Source organism: Pseudoalteromonas sp. SR44-5 (assembly GCF_014163675.1).
Classification (GTDB): Bacteria; Pseudomonadota; Gammaproteobacteria; order Enterobacterales; family Alteromonadaceae; genus Pseudoalteromonas; species Pseudoalteromonas rhizosphaerae.
In genome coordinates this window covers 17,336-31,516 of the sequence record NZ_JACJDT010000055.1, presented here as the reverse complement: position 1 = coordinate 31,516, position 14,181 = coordinate 17,336, and the positions used below count along the sequence as shown (strand labels likewise).

The 14,181-nt window shown below is 40.0% G+C and carries 19 protein-coding genes; 13 read left to right on the top strand and 6 right to left on the bottom strand.

Annotated features, from left to right (window positions below; translation table 11 throughout):
- Positions 1-72: 72 nt before the first annotated feature.
- From H5154_RS20355 to H5154_RS20315, 9 genes are all read left to right on the top strand, one after another.
- On the top strand, positions 73-291 hold the full coding sequence (locus tag H5154_RS20355) for a YdaS family helix-turn-helix protein (protein ID WP_182719444.1): 219 nt from the start codon (positions 73-75) through the stop codon (positions 289-291).
- Complete coding sequence (locus H5154_RS20350; protein ID WP_182719443.1) at positions 288-581, top strand: AlpA family transcriptional regulator; 294 nt, start codon at positions 288-290, stop codon at positions 579-581. Before H5154_RS20355 ends, H5154_RS20350 begins: the two co-directional genes overlap by 4 nt.
- Positions 582-591: 10 nt before the next feature.
- On the top strand, positions 592-996 hold the full coding sequence (locus tag H5154_RS20345) for a hypothetical protein (protein ID WP_182719442.1): 405 nt from the start codon (positions 592-594) through the stop codon (positions 994-996).
- A 9-nt stretch (positions 997-1,005) separates the two neighbouring features.
- Positions 1,006-1,605 (top strand): DNA N-6-adenine-methyltransferase, encoded by a 600-nt coding sequence (locus tag H5154_RS20340; protein WP_182719441.1) that lies wholly within the window; start codon positions 1,006-1,008, stop codon positions 1,603-1,605.
- 71 nt (positions 1,606-1,676) lie between these two features.
- A complete protein-coding gene (locus H5154_RS20335) occupies positions 1,677-1,976 on the top strand; it encodes a hypothetical protein (protein ID WP_182719440.1) in 300 nt (99 codons plus the stop codon).
- A complete protein-coding gene (locus H5154_RS20330) occupies positions 1,969-2,517 on the top strand; it encodes a 3'-5' exoribonuclease domain-containing protein (protein ID WP_182719439.1) in 549 nt (182 codons plus the stop codon). Before H5154_RS20335 ends, H5154_RS20330 begins: the two co-directional genes overlap by 8 nt.
- Positions 2,517-5,078, top strand: a complete 2,562-nt coding sequence (locus H5154_RS20325) for a replication endonuclease (RefSeq protein WP_182719438.1) — start codon at positions 2,517-2,519, stop codon at positions 5,076-5,078. The genes H5154_RS20330 and H5154_RS20325 overlap by 1 nt, the downstream gene beginning before the upstream one ends.
- Positions 5,079-5,086: 8 nt before the next feature.
- Positions 5,087-5,365 (top strand): hypothetical protein, encoded by a 279-nt coding sequence (locus H5154_RS20320; protein WP_182719437.1) that lies wholly within the window; start codon positions 5,087-5,089, stop codon positions 5,363-5,365.
- A complete protein-coding gene (locus H5154_RS20315) occupies positions 5,352-5,741 on the top strand; it encodes a hypothetical protein (RefSeq protein WP_182719436.1) in 390 nt (129 codons plus the stop codon). The genes H5154_RS20320 and H5154_RS20315 overlap by 14 nt, the downstream gene beginning before the upstream one ends.
- A gap of 995 nt (positions 5,742-6,736) precedes the next feature.
- On the opposite strand, the gene H5154_RS20310 is transcribed toward H5154_RS20315, so the two are convergent.
- Positions 6,737-7,165 carry a hypothetical protein gene (locus tag H5154_RS20310; RefSeq protein WP_182719435.1) on the bottom strand — a complete coding sequence of 143 codons (429 nt, stop codon included), beginning with the start codon at positions 7,163-7,165 and terminating at the stop codon, positions 6,737-6,739.
- Between the two features lie 269 nt (positions 7,166-7,434).
- A complete protein-coding gene (locus H5154_RS20305) occupies positions 7,435-7,680 on the bottom strand; it encodes an ogr/Delta-like zinc finger family protein (RefSeq protein ID WP_182719445.1) in 246 nt (81 codons plus the stop codon).
- A 52-nt stretch (positions 7,681-7,732) separates the two neighbouring features.
- Between H5154_RS20305 and H5154_RS20300 the strand changes: the two genes are divergently transcribed.
- The 4 genes from H5154_RS20300 (at position 7,733) to H5154_RS20285 (ending at position 10,378) form a co-directional block, all read left to right on the top strand.
- Positions 7,733-8,149: a hypothetical protein gene (locus H5154_RS20300; protein WP_182719434.1), complete on the top strand. Its 417-nt coding sequence runs from the start codon at positions 7,733-7,735 to the stop codon at positions 8,147-8,149.
- A gap of 88 nt (positions 8,150-8,237) precedes the next feature.
- Complete coding sequence (locus tag H5154_RS20295) at positions 8,238-8,777, top strand: hypothetical protein (RefSeq protein WP_182719433.1); 540 nt, start codon at positions 8,238-8,240, stop codon at positions 8,775-8,777.
- A 408-nt stretch (positions 8,778-9,185) separates the two neighbouring features.
- Positions 9,186-9,746, top strand: coding sequence for a hypothetical protein (locus tag H5154_RS23825; protein ID WP_259398567.1), 561 nt, complete (start codon positions 9,186-9,188; stop codon positions 9,744-9,746).
- A 152-nt stretch (positions 9,747-9,898) separates the two neighbouring features.
- Entirely contained in the window at positions 9,899-10,378 is a 480-nt protein-coding gene (locus H5154_RS20285; protein ID WP_182719432.1) for a hypothetical protein, read from the top strand.
- Between the two features lie 38 nt (positions 10,379-10,416).
- Here H5154_RS20285 and H5154_RS20280 read toward each other — a convergent pair whose 3' ends face one another.
- The 4 genes from H5154_RS20280 to H5154_RS20265 are packed head-to-tail and all read right to left on the bottom strand — an operon-like array spanning position 10,417 to position 14,043.
- Positions 10,417-10,869, bottom strand: coding sequence for a hypothetical protein (locus H5154_RS20280; RefSeq protein ID WP_182719431.1), 453 nt, complete (start codon positions 10,867-10,869; stop codon positions 10,417-10,419).
- Positions 10,869-11,195, bottom strand: coding sequence for a phage holin family protein (locus tag H5154_RS20275; protein ID WP_064435750.1), 327 nt, complete (start codon positions 11,193-11,195; stop codon positions 10,869-10,871). The genes H5154_RS20280 and H5154_RS20275 overlap by 1 nt, the downstream gene beginning before the upstream one ends.
- Positions 11,192-12,259, bottom strand: a complete 1,068-nt coding sequence (locus H5154_RS20270) for a phage portal protein (RefSeq protein ID WP_182719430.1) — start codon at positions 12,257-12,259, stop codon at positions 11,192-11,194. The genes H5154_RS20275 and H5154_RS20270 overlap by 4 nt, the downstream gene beginning before the upstream one ends.
- On the bottom strand, positions 12,259-14,043 hold the full coding sequence (locus H5154_RS20265; RefSeq protein WP_182719429.1) for a terminase large subunit domain-containing protein: 1,785 nt from the start codon (positions 14,041-14,043) through the stop codon (positions 12,259-12,261). Before H5154_RS20265 ends, H5154_RS20270 begins: the two co-directional genes overlap by 1 nt.
- Positions 14,044-14,181: the final 138 nt, after the last annotated feature.

The window sequence follows — 14,181 nt, the reverse complement described above, 5'->3', positions numbered from 1 at the left end:
AAAAGTGGTTTACAAACCAATAAAAGAGATCGTATTATAGAAAAAAGTGGTTAGCAGCTATTGGAGATTAAAATGTCAGCCATAGATAAAGCAGTAAAAATAATTGGTGGGCAAACCAAGCTCGCTACAGTCCTAGGTACTAAGCAATCAGTTGTACATCACTGGGTTAGCCGTCACGGCCAAGCCCCAGCGAAGTACATACCGCGTATTTCAGAATTAACTAACGGCGAGATATCTGTAAACGATTTACTGGCCGATCATCAAAAAAGCAACAAGGAAGATGCAGCATGAGCACTGAACAACAAATCATCTTATTAGATATTCACCCAGACGCAAAAGCAGTGTTGTTTGCGCTACTGCAAGAAAACAACCAGCTACGCGCTGAGCTTGAAGAGCAAAAAGACCGCCTAGTAAACACCCGTGAGGCAATGGAAGTTATGGGTTGTGCCCATGCCAAGTTTTGGAAGCTTAATAAGCTAGACAACTTTCCAAAGCCAGTGCAGTTCGGCAAAAGCAATTACTACCGCATTAACGAGCTAATAGCGTTTAGAACGAAGTATCAACAGCAAGTAAATAACTAGGAGAATAATCATGGCACAAGTACTCGTTGAGCTAAACAATGTCGCACAACCCGCTTCATTAAAAGCGGTAGAAGGGCGTCACATACCAAGAGGCCTAGCTGAAATAAAAGCACTTATGAGCGATACAAAGCGCACACCAGGTTATGTGTTTAATGCAGTTTTAACCGTTCAACAACGCAAAATAGTTTGTTTTGCTGCTGGACTTAAACAGCGCCATGTAGAAATGAGCTTTTATAAATTTAATATCCAAGAGCGTAACGCGGTACACAAAGCACTTTTAGCCTTGCAAAGTATTGTAGCGGCGTTTGACGATGCCAATGTATTAATGCCCGAAAAGTTTGAAAGAACCCAGCCCAAGTTTGATGTTGTTCCGCATTTAGTTGAACAGTCAAAAACTGATTCACAAACACATTAAGGATTAGCCATGACTCCCGATCAGTTAATCAATCAAGACAGTGGCAATGTTGAGTTTTACACGCCCGCTAAAGTTTTGAAGTATGTGCACCAAATGTTTCCGGTTATTGATTTAGACCCTGCAAGTTGTGCAGTGGCTAACAAGTCAGTAAAAGCAACGTGTTACTTAACGAAAGAAGACGATGCATTAACACGAAATTGGATAGCTAATACTGTTTGGTTAAATCACCCATTCAATAAAGGTGAGCTGGCTTGTAAACCAAAGTGCGTTAAAAAAACATGTAACGACCCGAGCTATCATAAGTATCGCGGCCACTGCATTACTGAAAACATAGCCAGCAACGGCGATTGGATTGACTACTACTTAGATCAGTATGCACAAGGTAACTTTAAAGAAGCAATGAACATCACCTTTGTTAATAGCTCAGAGGCATGGTGTCAAAAGTTATTAAATGCAGGTTTAAGCTGTTTTATTGATGGCCGTACACACTTTAACGACCCACTAGGCAACATTAAAAAAGGCGCCCCAAAAGGCTGTTTCATTACTTACCTAGGTAATAGAACCGACGAATTTCGCAAAATATTCTCAGCGCTTGGAGTAGTGAAGTAATGAAACTACACCCAAAACAGCGCATCTGTTAAAAAACACACACTAATTTAACCCCCAAGGACTACTGAAAAATGAACACTATCAAAGACCAAGATCTATCTAAAAATCAGCAATTACTACGCAATATCGTTTTACATGCTGTAGACCAAGCTAATTTTACGATTCGTAATTTAGCCAAACGTCCAACAGTTGTCATGCTAATGGAATGCGAAAACTGCCTCACAGACTTTATGCCTGTGATTAAGTTAATTGCAGACGAGCATATTGAATTCGCGCCAGTGTACGACCAAATGGCGATGGCATTAGATGCCGCCCAAGTTCACGGCGAACCTGAGTTAATCGACTTAGACGGCGGTGCAGCATATGAATAATGTAATGGTGCATTTAACCCGTTTAGATAATCGCTCAAGCGCAATGGTCGTTGAAATTGCGGCGGTATTTTTTGACCCAAAAACAGGTGTAATTGGCGCTGAGTTTCACGAGGTTATATCGCCAGAAAAGCAGGATAGGTTAAGCACTGCGACAGCGGCGTTTAACTCACAGTGGGGGCATTACTTACGAACCAATTATCCTGATGATGAAGGCTTAGGCACTGATATTGATTTTGCATTAGGTTCGTTTGCTGAATGGCTGTGCCAAATTGAGCCTATGAGCGCTCGTATTATTTGGAGCACAGGCAATGATTTTAGTGACGCAGGAATATTGCATCAACTGCTTTTAGATTACATTGGCAATAGTGATCACATTACTGGCCGATATTGGTATTCAAGTTCCACAATGGAGCTAAGTACTATATCAAAAGTAGTTTTTAACAATCTTGATGAACTTGGATTTAATGCGGTACACGCAACAGACATTGTTAAGTTAAAAGCAAACCTTGCAAGCGATCTGATGAAGAGCCTTAACTTGTAATGGCTAACCCTAGACCGCTCGATCTTGATGCCCTTAGACTATCTGGTATAGCTAAGGGCTTAATTTCGTCTATTAGCGATATTGACGACCACAACTTTTTAGCGCGTGGTTTACAAAGCGTTCCTGTACCTTTGCAAAGTCGCATGGCCCGTAAGTACATTGATCGTTATAACCAAAAAAAGGCAGGTAGCCAGTTCCGTGCAAATACATGGCTGCGCCGCACTATTGCTAGGTTAAAACCACGCTTTGGCGTGCTGTTTAGTATTACTCAAAATATGCCATTACCATGGCATATTTTAAGCAGTATTGAAAAAACCAAAAAACACGCAGGCACGCTTGCCATGGAATGTGTGCAAATCGCCCTTGATGTAAGCGAAGAACACCAACGCCTAAGTTATGAAAAAATAGTTCGCCTAACGTATGAAGCAGTAGCCGAACATGCAAAATCGTTTGGTGTGAATGTGCCGTTTTATAACATGCGTGAAGACGACCTACCGCCAGCGTGCTTTGAAATTGCCTTGCTTAAAATGCACTGCGACAAGTGGTGGGCACGACAATTAAAAACCCTGCGCAAACAGTTTTTAGAGCTGCTTGAAATTGCCACCGGACAAGTGGGTAAAGACCTTTACCACGACAAAAAAAGCAAAAAGCTAAAACGCCGTGGTATTAGTCCGTATTCATCAAAACAAGCACAGCGTGAGTTTAGCTTTGCTCAAGCCAGCGGCCGTCAGTTCTTAGAAATGATGGAATTACAAAGCAGTGACGGCGATGTAATTGACCTAATCGAAGCCGTAAAAAGCGGCATGGCAAATCCAGCTAACCGCCGTAACGAGTTAATGTTGCGCATTCGTGAAACCGAAGAACTAGCCGACGAAATGGGCTATGTTGCTATGTTTTACACCATTACGTGCCCGGCACGTTTTCATGCCAATGCAAGTACGTGGGACGGCTCAACCCCTAAAGATGCACAAAACTACTTAACTACAACATGGGCGCGCGCCCGTTCTAAGCTTAATCGCCGTGGCCTTAAATACTTTGGTGTGCGCGTAGTTGAGCCGCATGCCGACGGTTGTCCGCATTGGCACATGATGTTATTCATGCCAAAAAACAAGCTTCAAGAAATAAACGCTATTTTACGTTGGTACTTTATCCAAGAAGACAAAAGCGAGCTTTACGATCGATATGGCCCAGAGCTTACCCGCGCCAAAGTATTCAACAAATTTGTAGATATAAACACCCACGGCACACACATAAAAACAGTAGAAGCCTGTGTTAAATATCGTGCTCATACAGAGAAAACCAATTTATTTAAAATCTATAAAAAAAAGCGCAGCGAGTGGGGCTTTGCTAAAAAGAAGGCAAACGAAGTAGCCATAAAGCGCAATAAAGAAGAAGCCGAAAAAGCCAAAGCAGAGAACAGAGAACCTAAAAAGTTTAAGGCGAAAAACCATAAAGCGCCTACCAAATTTTACCGTACTTTTAGCCCACGCTTTGACGCTGTAAAGCTCGATAAAAGCAAGGGCAGTGCAGCGGCCTACATTGCTAAATACATCAGTAAAAATATTGATGGTTATATGCTTACCGATCACGTAGACGCTGAAACAGGCGAAAATCTGCAAGAGCAAGCGAACCCCGTTTTAGCGTGGGCAAGTACATGGAACATTCGCCAGTTTCAGTTTCAGGGCTCACCAAGCGTTACCGTTTACCGCGAATTGCGCCGCATGCGCACCGCTGTAAAAGACGAAATCATAGAGCCTATTCGCCATGCTGCCGATACTGCCAACTGGAAAGACTACGTAAAACTACAGGGCGGCATGTGTATTGGCCGCGCCGCTAATTTCAAATCAATGTACGAAGATACCCCAATGGGCAACGACTACGCCGAAGTAGTGCGTCGCATTAAAGGTGTTGTGACCAACATTGATTACAAAGCCGTACTTACACGTTTGTTTAACAACGTGCATAACGTAACGGATGCAACCAGCTTAAAAACGCGCCTTATCGAATGGACAAGACAACTCAAAGGCACAGCAGAGAAAATTGCAGCTAAGGCTAGCACCAACGTCGGCGCAGCCGACCTATCTTGGTCTAGTGGTAATAACTGTACGCCTATAGCCGTGGGCTCTAGCGCCGAGTTGTTACTCGATATGGTGGGTTCGTCAAAAAAAGACCTTGATGATCTAATAAAGGATCTAAATAGCGGGAAAAGGATCGCAACAAACGGCCAAATTTACCAAATTAGAGACGGCCAATTACAAGTATTAGACGACGCAGCGCAACTTAAGCATGAAAAACGTTTAGCGATCGAGGCAACAGCCAAAACTAACAGCCTAAAAGATGGCCGTTGGTTAGTCACCGATGAAGATTGGACCGAAGCCCGCGAATTTATAGCACAAGTTTATAAGCATGCAGAGATAGACGGGCGCACAACACTCATTCCAACACGAAATAATAGAGGCCTTATCACCATTGGCGATTGGGACTTAGCAACTTTAGTTAAACAAGGCAGTGCATCAGCAATCAGCGATAACGATTGGTGGGCACTGGATATGATGGCGTAGGAGAAATAATGACTATTCAAATTTCAAAAGTAGATATGCCAAAGGCATGTATTAGTTGCCAGGCGTTTTACCCAAAAGGGTATGCAGAGGATCATCTCAGCCCATTTATTACAAAATTCGATAAGGCAAAGCCTAAAACCCAATACGGTCAGTGCGGTAAAACCAATAACAGCGTTTTTGCTACCGAAATTTGCACCGGCTATCAGCAAGAACCTAACGCCGACGTATTTACGGTCATCAATAGAGCGGAACCAAAACATCAGGAGAATAGCTATGGCCACAGGTAAAGTAAAAGCGGGTGAAGTTTTCAACAATTGGACAGTATTAAACGAAGACCGCCGAAACAGGGGAGTGCAGCATTTTATGTGTAAATGCGTATGCGGAACTACTCGCGTAGTGCGAAAAGATAACCTAGGACTTGTTCAAGGCTGTGGGTGTGATCGCAAAGCCTACAAAGCCCGCACTGGTGAAACTAAACCACGCACTAAAAAAAAAGCGCGCATTGTGTCACCCAAACCAGTAAGCGAACCGGTAAAAATATCACATCATGAAAACCAAGAGCCACGGCCGCAATATCAGCAGCGCAATAAATCAACCCGCGAGCTATTAGAAGAGCGCTTAGCGAAAAAGCAGTTAGAAAAAGAATTAAGTGAATTATGGTGAACTATGAAACCAACCGTTAAACGTCGTAACTGGATGTATCACTCAGTTATTAAACCAAAAGAAAAGCCACCATTTCCAGAGAAAAGATCATATAAAGGTAAGGAAAACATAAAGGGCTAAATAAATTTAGCCCTTAGTAATTACATTGCTAACAATGAACTGATTGCAATTATTAAATGTATAACGTTAATAATTGCACGTTCTGAAATCTCTAAGGATAAATTGATTTTCAATTTATTATCCTCCAATTTTTAGATGTGGCTTGCTCAAGATTCCAGAATAAGTTACGCTCTTTTTGCAAACCTAAGCGCTTAGCTGAAATCTTAGCAAGTGACTTTACTAACACCATATTGGCGTATGGTGTTAGTCCCTCCCCTGAAAGCACACACTATATGTAGTATAATTTTTCAAGTTCCGTAACAAGATAGTGTGGTACGCAATCATTTGCAAGGGGCAAAAACGCCCCTAATTGTGGATAAAGATGGGATAACACGGTTGTGTTAGTAGCCGTTAACCTTTGATCATTAGGTTAAGTTGAAATTTGTAAAAATCAACTTACGATATGCTAAATTTACGCATTTTAAAAATAAAATGCAGTTGCTTTTTTAATCAGCAATTGCAGTGTATTTTTTAACCATTGCTTAAGCTTTTTTATAAAAACCCCTGTTAGGTAAAGAAAAAGTATTAATTTAAAAATACTTTTTATAATCCAATTAACTCTAATTATTGTCCACATGGTAGGTTTTTAATAAGTGATACGGCTAATGGTGCTGTAGTTTTATAAGGCGAGTTTAATGATGTGTAAATCACAAAAAGTATTTATTTGCAAAACTACAAAAGGGACTAACTTTAAAAGTGACTATTTTATAGTTAAAAACTTCAAATCCTTAAAAAAGGCTGACATGGGATGTCGGCCTTTTTTATACCTGTCGCTTTTTAAGTTAAAGTCCAATTAATTCTAATTGCTCTTCGCGCGGTAGGTTTTTAATAAATTGCTACATAATAAGTTCCTCAAACTTTTTTTTAGCGAAACTTTCTAATAATTTTGGTCCCATATTACAAATTGTGTTAATTGGTGCGTCTTTCATACGCTCTTTTAGCTGTGAAAAAATATCACTGTTTTGAAGAGCATTAGAGTAATCCTGGCCTTTACTTGTCAACCGCAAGCGAATCCCAGTAAAATCAGGTGTTGGTTCTAGTCCATTATACGCAATACCAATATCAGAGTGAGAACTTACCTTTCTCCCGTCAAACCTTGAAATAATTCCTTCGTCAAAAAAAATTTGTATCTGAAACACTAGTTGCTGAATATCGTTACTATCCTTACAAACTACAGTCCGTAGTGTTGCTAAATCAAAAAATGGATCATCGTTCTTTTTGATAGCTTCTAAAATTGTCTTTGTAAAATCTAAATTTGTTTGCATATAAAACCTCAATATATTTAAAATATTGACCGTTAAATAAAGCCAGTGTTAACCTGTACTTTCGACAATTCAGGCACTGGGCTTATTAATAGTCTTTCCTGTAGAAATGGCCCAAGCCTCGCTTGGGCTTTTTCATTTCTAAGAACTACTTTACTCTTTAAATTGGCAGTGTGCAAACTGGATTTATTTTTAAGATGTTGATTGTAAAGTGTTATTTTTAGTTTTTCAGGTCTTATATTTAGTTTTAGTTGGTAATTAGAAAACTGATGTCAAATGCCAACTAACTCTAATTGTTGTTCTCTAGGTAAATTTTTAATCAGCGCTGCAGCTATTTGCGCGGTGGTTTTACATGGTGGATTTAAGAAGTGATCAAACGACTGGGTAATACGGAACGTAGCCCCGCACTCTTTAGTGTTAGTACACGAACAATATAAATTAACCACATGCGCGCTTTGCTTTTCACGAGACGTAATTATTGCTTTAGCTTCACAATTTGGACAAGTAACCCGCGCCATAATTTCACCAATCGTTAAAAGTACACTGTAATTATATACAGTCATTTAGTTTGTGACAAATTATAAAGCTGCTGTAAAATTTGCGCATAAGTTAAATAAATTTAAAGGACTAATGATGGGTGGAATTGTTGAAACCGTAGTTTGTGGGTTTATAGTTTTAATTGTTTACATAGCAGTTAAAGAATCGGGTGCAAAAGATGCAAAAATTAGAAAACTCGAAGAAGATAAAGAGCGATTATTGAACATCGAATTTAACAAGCGATTTAAAGAAATTCACGGTATTAGTTTTAGTGAAGCTTATGATGCATCAGATAATAAGAAAAAATGGGATGAATGGGGTGAAAGAGTTAAAACTGGTCAAATCCATTGGCAGCCAGACTATTATGAATATATTGCTGATGGTTTGTTTAACCCTGATAAGTCAAAACACATTAATATTAATCTTGATTTAGAAGAAGAAAATTATTAAATAGTAAGTCAGGCCCTTCACTTTAAGTGTGTCTAAGGTAGTTAGTGGCAGGGAGCATTATGCAGCAATATTTATGAGTGAGTAAGGCATGGAAGATCTAATTAAGCATATTAGGTATTTATCGGCAGTTACAATAATTTGGATTGATGGAAAGGATGGCTCAGGAAAGAGTTATTTGGCAACAGAGCTAGCAAAAAAATTAAAGTACAATGTTATTCATGTTGATGATTACTTGGTCCCGAGTCAGGGTTCTTACTTTGGCAGTTTAAAGTTAGATAGCCTTAGTCAAGCTATTAATGAAAAATCGAAATATCTGATAGTGGAAGGTATATGCTTACTAAAAGTTCGTGAGGCTCTTGGTTTGAAAAAGGGCTTTGACGTGTATGTAAAAAAAATAAGCCTTGAGGGTGATTGGGCTGATGAAGGTGAATGCAATATTTCTGAACCACCAGATGTGTACATCCAAAGACAACAGGAAGATATCTGCAAAGTAGCAGCAATTTGTTTTATGGGAAAGAAAGATGAAGCTATAGAGTTTCCTGCTGTGGCGCGTGAAATAATTACATATCATTATGACTACAAGCCACATATAAATTCAGACGCAACATATAGTAGAATTGAACAATAAATGCCTATAAATAGTTTAAATTGACTGTAGGCTTTACTATCAACCTCAGTATTCCTTACTACTTCCTCCATCATTAACTTAATCAGCGAGTCAGTCCCGCTCTAAAGCACAAAGCATTATATTTAGTTGACTCGTAAGGCTAGCTGCCAAGAACCAAAAAGCTGAAAAATTCACTCCTCCTCGCCTTCCGCTTTCGTGCAAAAAACGCGTCAAATTGACAACCACTGTGACACATCATTAATCGCCAGCCAGCCCAGTAAAAGGATCTGTAAGTAATTTTAAAAAGATCGCATTGTCAAAAAGTGACAATGTTTGGCAATAAAGTGACAACAAAAAGATCAAATAGCTGGTGATTTACCTAATATTGAAATATCATTAATTTATTATCAGTTAAGTGATAAATAAATTGTGAAGTATTTACATAAAGGCTCACAAAGCCAAGAGCGATTAGATGCACTTTTATCGTTTGGTAAAAGTACCAGTGAAGATATAAAAGCAGCACTCAGTGATTACTTAGTTCGTGGTATCAGCAAGACCAATGCAGCAACGCTTAATGGTGTGCAAGGACCAAATTTTACAAGGGCACTTAAGCGTCTTGAAGTTGTTGCCGGTAAATTTGAAAACGCATTAGAAATTGAATGGTACTCAAAAAGGCAGGATATGAAATTAGAATTAATAAAAGAAAGAGTTGATGCTTTATTTGTTGAGTTAAATTCGTTACTAACCAGCCTTGATTATTCAGACGATGATTTAGAAAAGCATACCAACAGAATAATTAACAGGCTTGAATTAGAGATTGATCATATCGGTACCAGTAAACGCAGTACTGAAAATGAGCATTGTTATATGTCTGAAATTTATGGGGAAGCAATAACCCCATTAGCTAATAGAAACGAAAACGTAACCTCTAGGATAGAAGAATGTATTGAAAGAGTTAATGAATGGCAAAGTAAGCTAATTAGACGGTAGTGGACACTAATTTATCTTTCCTACAACATAGAATTTCAACAATCAATGGCATAATGTAAACAAATTTGCTAAGTATGTTTAATGGAAAAAGAAGTTTACTAAAACATTAAGAAGACCTATCTAGCGAATTTTACAAACGTAAGGAAAACCTAGTGAAATTTATAATAATGGTTATGGTTTATTTTATATCATTTTCAGGTTTGGCTAACGATTCCATCGCTGAAATGATATGTAATGCTTATAAGAAAGAAGATGATAAAAATAAATGCTTTACTGAATTAAAAGAGGATCCTAAGTATATTTCTTTTAAATTTGGTGTTTCAGCATGCCCTGAAAAAAAATATTGGGAAGAATTTATCGATGAACAATATAGCAATAATAAGCCTGAAATAAGGGGACTTGATACATATTGTTTATCCCTAAGAGAAGGAAATATTGTTTTTGGCTTTTTAGATAAAGCCTACTATAAAGGTCATGAATTGGTTCAAGTTAAGTCTAGTGGTGGTACTTTATTGTGGTTAGAATCTTCAGCGATTAAGGATATAGTTTTTAGTCAAACAGAAAAGCCAGAACCCTGGTTAACTGTTTTAAGAAACCAACATGGTAGGATAATAAATAATACGACCAAGTAATAAAACTATAATAAGTAATCTGGTACAAGCGCTAGCTCTTAACTAGCGCTTTTCTTCCTTTCCCGACCACCCCAAAACGCTCTAAACAATCGCATTAACCCAAGCGTTGAAACGGCAATACCCACTATCACAAATTCAAAGTACCAGGGCGCGCCGTTATAGCCCATTGCTTGCCAGCCTTTTTGCATATACGGCTGCATGGCGGGGATAAAGTGACACACAAACAAACCCAAAAAGAATAGAATGATCACTTCATCCATCATTGTTTTGTCGCGGTTCTTCAGCACAAGCAAGTCATAGTCCGCGTCGTTTTGTTCGGCTTGCATGCAGCGCCTTGCTTTGGCTTCAAACTGGGCAATTTTAAAGTTGTTTTCTGCCCGTGCTACATCAGCGGCCATTTCTGCCGCAATGCGTTTTCGCTCAACATAGCCGCCGGTTAAATCGGCTATTGGGTCTGTGATAAATGAAACCAGTGTTTTAAGCCATCCCATTATTTTATCCCCCTGATCAATTTAATAAATGCTTTTGGGTCTTTGCTAAAGGCTTTAATTAGCTTGTCGAACCCTTCAAGTAAATGCGGGGCCGCGTAGGCTGTTACCCCAATCACGCCTGTTTTTAGGTTTTCATCAAAGCCGCGCCACTCACAAAACATGGCTGATAGGTAGGCTGCAAATATCGCAATCAGCACACTCATAAAATAATGAAAAAACGTAAACTGCCGTTTGCTCAAATACATTTGGATTGCGGCTGCTAAAAAACTCAACATAAGTAATCGCCCCCATTGTTTTATAAATTCGATAACATCAATCCAGCTCATGCGCTTTCCTTAGGTGTTGGGTTTAGGTCTGAATATTCAGGCTCTTTAAAATCAATGTGCTGTGCAGTAGGCAAATAGTTGTTGATCCCTAATACATCTTGCTGCAGGGGCACAACTTCGTTGTTGTAATAGGCGCGGGTGATTTTGTCTAAATCACCAAAGCCGGGGCTGTCGCCAGATGATTGACCGCTAAGTGCTTCTTGTGCACGGTGCATACTGAGCATGTCGTTAAGGGTAATTTTTTTAATGCGCTCAAATTCGTCTTTAGTTGATATGTCACCCACTGGGGTTATTTTTAACGACTTTTCAGCATCGGCTTTTTGCCCCCTAAAGTTTAAAAACAAACTTCTAAAGTTGCCCACGCCTTTACTGTCTTGAATAGCTTTTTTAAGTGCGTTTTCATCTTCTAGGCTCATGAACGGGTCGGCCATTGAAAATATAAAGCCCATGTGTGCGCCGTTCTTGTAGTAGCGACGGCGAAATAGCGTGGCATCTTCATTGAGTAACGCGGATTGAATACCACCGTAATATTGCGGTATGCCGTAAATACCTTGAGCTGGGTCATACTCTTTTACGTGGATAACTTCACCGGCATTAAAATAAATAGGCTCATGGCTTTGATTACTTAATTGCGCATACACACCGCGTTTATCTGTATAACGCATAGTGAGGGCGGGTAAATGGCGCAGTTTAATGACTTGGCCAAAGGCGTTTTTAATAATCTGTAAATACGCGTTACCGCTCCACAGTAAATCAAACGCAAACTTGCTAAGGGCTTGGTGGCTTAATAGTGGGTTAGGCTTATACCACTTTAAGATCATGTTGCGCTTAAAGTAGAGTATGGGCCCATGCTGGGCATTAACTCGCAGCAATTTAACTAAGCCGTGCAAACTAATGGGCGGTGCATAAATGCCGTTGCTGTCGCTAAATACCCCAACGTAATCGGTTAGCCGGTTGTCTAAACATGGCTCGGGATCACCAAAGCTAAATGAATCGGTCATTGCTGTTCGTTGATTGTAGTTAGGCGCTTGGCCGTTACTTACTTGTAATCGTGGTTTGGTCATTAAGCTGCAATTCCTACAGAGGTTTGACGGTTAAGGGCGTTGCCGTCGAGTGGTTCAAATAACATGGCGTGCATAATTGCCCATGCAATATCGGCATGGCCTGTGGTGGCGGTGCGGTTTGTGGCATAGGTAATTTGGTCGCCCACCACTTTGCGGCGAATATTAATAAACGAGCTGGCAATATTTACCGCGTCCTGGTCAAACTCAAGACGGCGGTTTTGAATAACGTTGATTGCCTTGATCACCATGCGGTTTTTAATAATTGGGTTGTAATGGATAGGCTCTGCGTTAGGGTAAAACTTAGTGATAAGCTCCCACACCCCGTAACCAATGCCTGTGGTATCTACGCCAATATGTACCACGTTGTATTTTTCGGTGAGGAGCTTTATTTCAGCGGCCATGGCTTCAAAGTCATTACCGCTTAAATCGATTGCTTCAAGCAGGCGGAATTTTTCGCCGGGTTTCATCGGGGCACTGAGCACGGCAACACTGGCTTTGTCGCCAAAGCGGGCAGGGTCAAACCCAATAACGACAGGTTTTAAACCATAAGGGCGCTCATACTCTAAATCAAAGTCGGTCCACTTGGTTGAATCGCCTACACAGTTCATTAATTGTTTTAAGTTAAACGCGCTGTGTGCATCATCAATAAACTTACACATAAACAAGTTATTAAACTCATCTAGCGAGTATTCGTTTTCAAGTACACTAATATCAATGCGGTCAAAGCCAGAGTTCACCACATCGTGCACAGTGAGCATTTGCCGCCAAATACCATCGTCACACAGTAGGCCATGCTTTAAATTTTTATGGCTAACATCAATGGCAAATTCAGGGTCGTTACAGGCTTTGGTTTTGCGGTACCATTTACCATTCCAATGATCATACGCTTCGTGGCTGGTAACACTTGGCGTACTAAAGTAGGTAATACGTAAATGCTTATGCGTGGCCATGGCTTGTGCAAGGCCACGTAACGTTTTGTATTTAGGTATCCAAAACACTTCATCTATATATAAGTCGCCGGATTCGGATTGCGCAGTACGTGCATTGGTTGACTTAAATATCAGCTTAACCGTTTTTCCGCCGGCTAAATTAAGCACCATCGGCGAGCCGGTTAATTCAATATTAAAATGCTCACGGCACAGGGCTACAATATTGGCTTTAAATACTTCGGCTTGATCGCGGCTAGCCGATATAAATATTTTATTGCGGCCATTTACTACGGCATCGTAAAACGCCTCAAATGCAAAGTAGAATGTAGCGCCAATTTGGCGAGGCTTTAATATAAAGCGGGCGCGGTGGTCTTGGTTATCAAACCAATGTTTTTGGTGCGGGTAAAGTAGTTTTTCTTTAAGCGCATTGAGCATTTCAATGGTAATGCCTGAGCAATCGTTCTTCTTTTTCTTCTTCGATTTTTTATCATTACTGTTATGACTGCCGCCGTTATTATTGCTAGTCGCATCGTCATTACATGCGCGTTGTTTAGGGGCGGGTGCCAGTTTGCTTTTATTAAGTGCACATAATTGGCGGGTGCAAAAATCTAACTCTTTATAGTCGGCATCGGTTTTATTGTCTTTATCGGCCAGTACATTTATGCGTTTGCTATACGCCATTTCGGCATTATAGCTTGGGCACATATCTTCCCACTTACCAGCTTCAGCCCAGCGGCGAACGCTACGCGCACTTGGCATATCGTTAAGCTCGGCTATTTCATCCACCGTATAGCCTTCAACAACATACAAGTCTTGTGCTTTTTTGCGTATCTCTGGTCCGTAGTTCGCCTTCATATTGCACCGCTTTTATTAATCCATAGCGGCAGTGTATTCGTTATAAAGCGCTTAATCTGTCAGACAAAAACCTAACCATTCCTAAAAGTTAAATATAGGAATTTCAAAAAGTTAAACCGTTGGAAAGGAATAAAAAGA

Coding starts and splice junctions, on each gene's coding strand:
- H5154_RS20350 (WP_182719443.1), top strand. CDS start 288: ATGAGCACTGAACAACAAATCATCTTATTAGATATTCACCCAGACGCA.
- H5154_RS20270 (WP_182719430.1), bottom strand. CDS start 12,259: ATGACCAAACCACGATTACAAGTAAGTAACGGCCAAGCGCCTAACTAC.
- H5154_RS20330 (WP_182719439.1), top strand. CDS start 1,969: ATGAATAATGTAATGGTGCATTTAACCCGTTTAGATAATCGCTCAAGC.
- H5154_RS20335 (WP_182719440.1), top strand. CDS start 1,677: ATGAACACTATCAAAGACCAAGATCTATCTAAAAATCAGCAATTACTA.
- H5154_RS20280 (WP_182719431.1), bottom strand. CDS start 10,869: ATGGGATGGCTTAAAACACTGGTTTCATTTATCACAGACCCAATAGCC.
- H5154_RS20345 (WP_182719442.1), top strand. CDS start 592: ATGGCACAAGTACTCGTTGAGCTAAACAATGTCGCACAACCCGCTTCA.
- H5154_RS20265 (WP_182719429.1), bottom strand. CDS start 14,043: ATGAAGGCGAACTACGGACCAGAGATACGCAAAAAAGCACAAGACTTG.
- H5154_RS20275 (WP_064435750.1), bottom strand. CDS start 11,195: ATGAGCTGGATTGATGTTATCGAATTTATAAAACAATGGGGGCGATTA.
- H5154_RS20340 (WP_182719441.1), top strand. CDS start 1,006: ATGACTCCCGATCAGTTAATCAATCAAGACAGTGGCAATGTTGAGTTT.
- H5154_RS20305 (WP_182719445.1), bottom strand. CDS start 7,680: ATGGCGCGGGTTACTTGTCCAAATTGTGAAGCTAAAGCAATAATTACG.
- H5154_RS20355 (WP_182719444.1), top strand. CDS start 73: ATGTCAGCCATAGATAAAGCAGTAAAAATAATTGGTGGGCAAACCAAG.
- H5154_RS20315 (WP_182719436.1), top strand. CDS start 5,352: ATGGCCACAGGTAAAGTAAAAGCGGGTGAAGTTTTCAACAATTGGACA.
- H5154_RS20310 (WP_182719435.1), bottom strand. CDS start 7,165: ATGCAAACAAATTTAGATTTTACAAAGACAATTTTAGAAGCTATCAAA.
- H5154_RS20325 (WP_182719438.1), top strand. CDS start 2,517: ATGGCTAACCCTAGACCGCTCGATCTTGATGCCCTTAGACTATCTGGT.
- H5154_RS20295 (WP_182719433.1), top strand. CDS start 8,238: ATGGAAGATCTAATTAAGCATATTAGGTATTTATCGGCAGTTACAATA.
- H5154_RS20320 (WP_182719437.1), top strand. CDS start 5,087: ATGACTATTCAAATTTCAAAAGTAGATATGCCAAAGGCATGTATTAGT.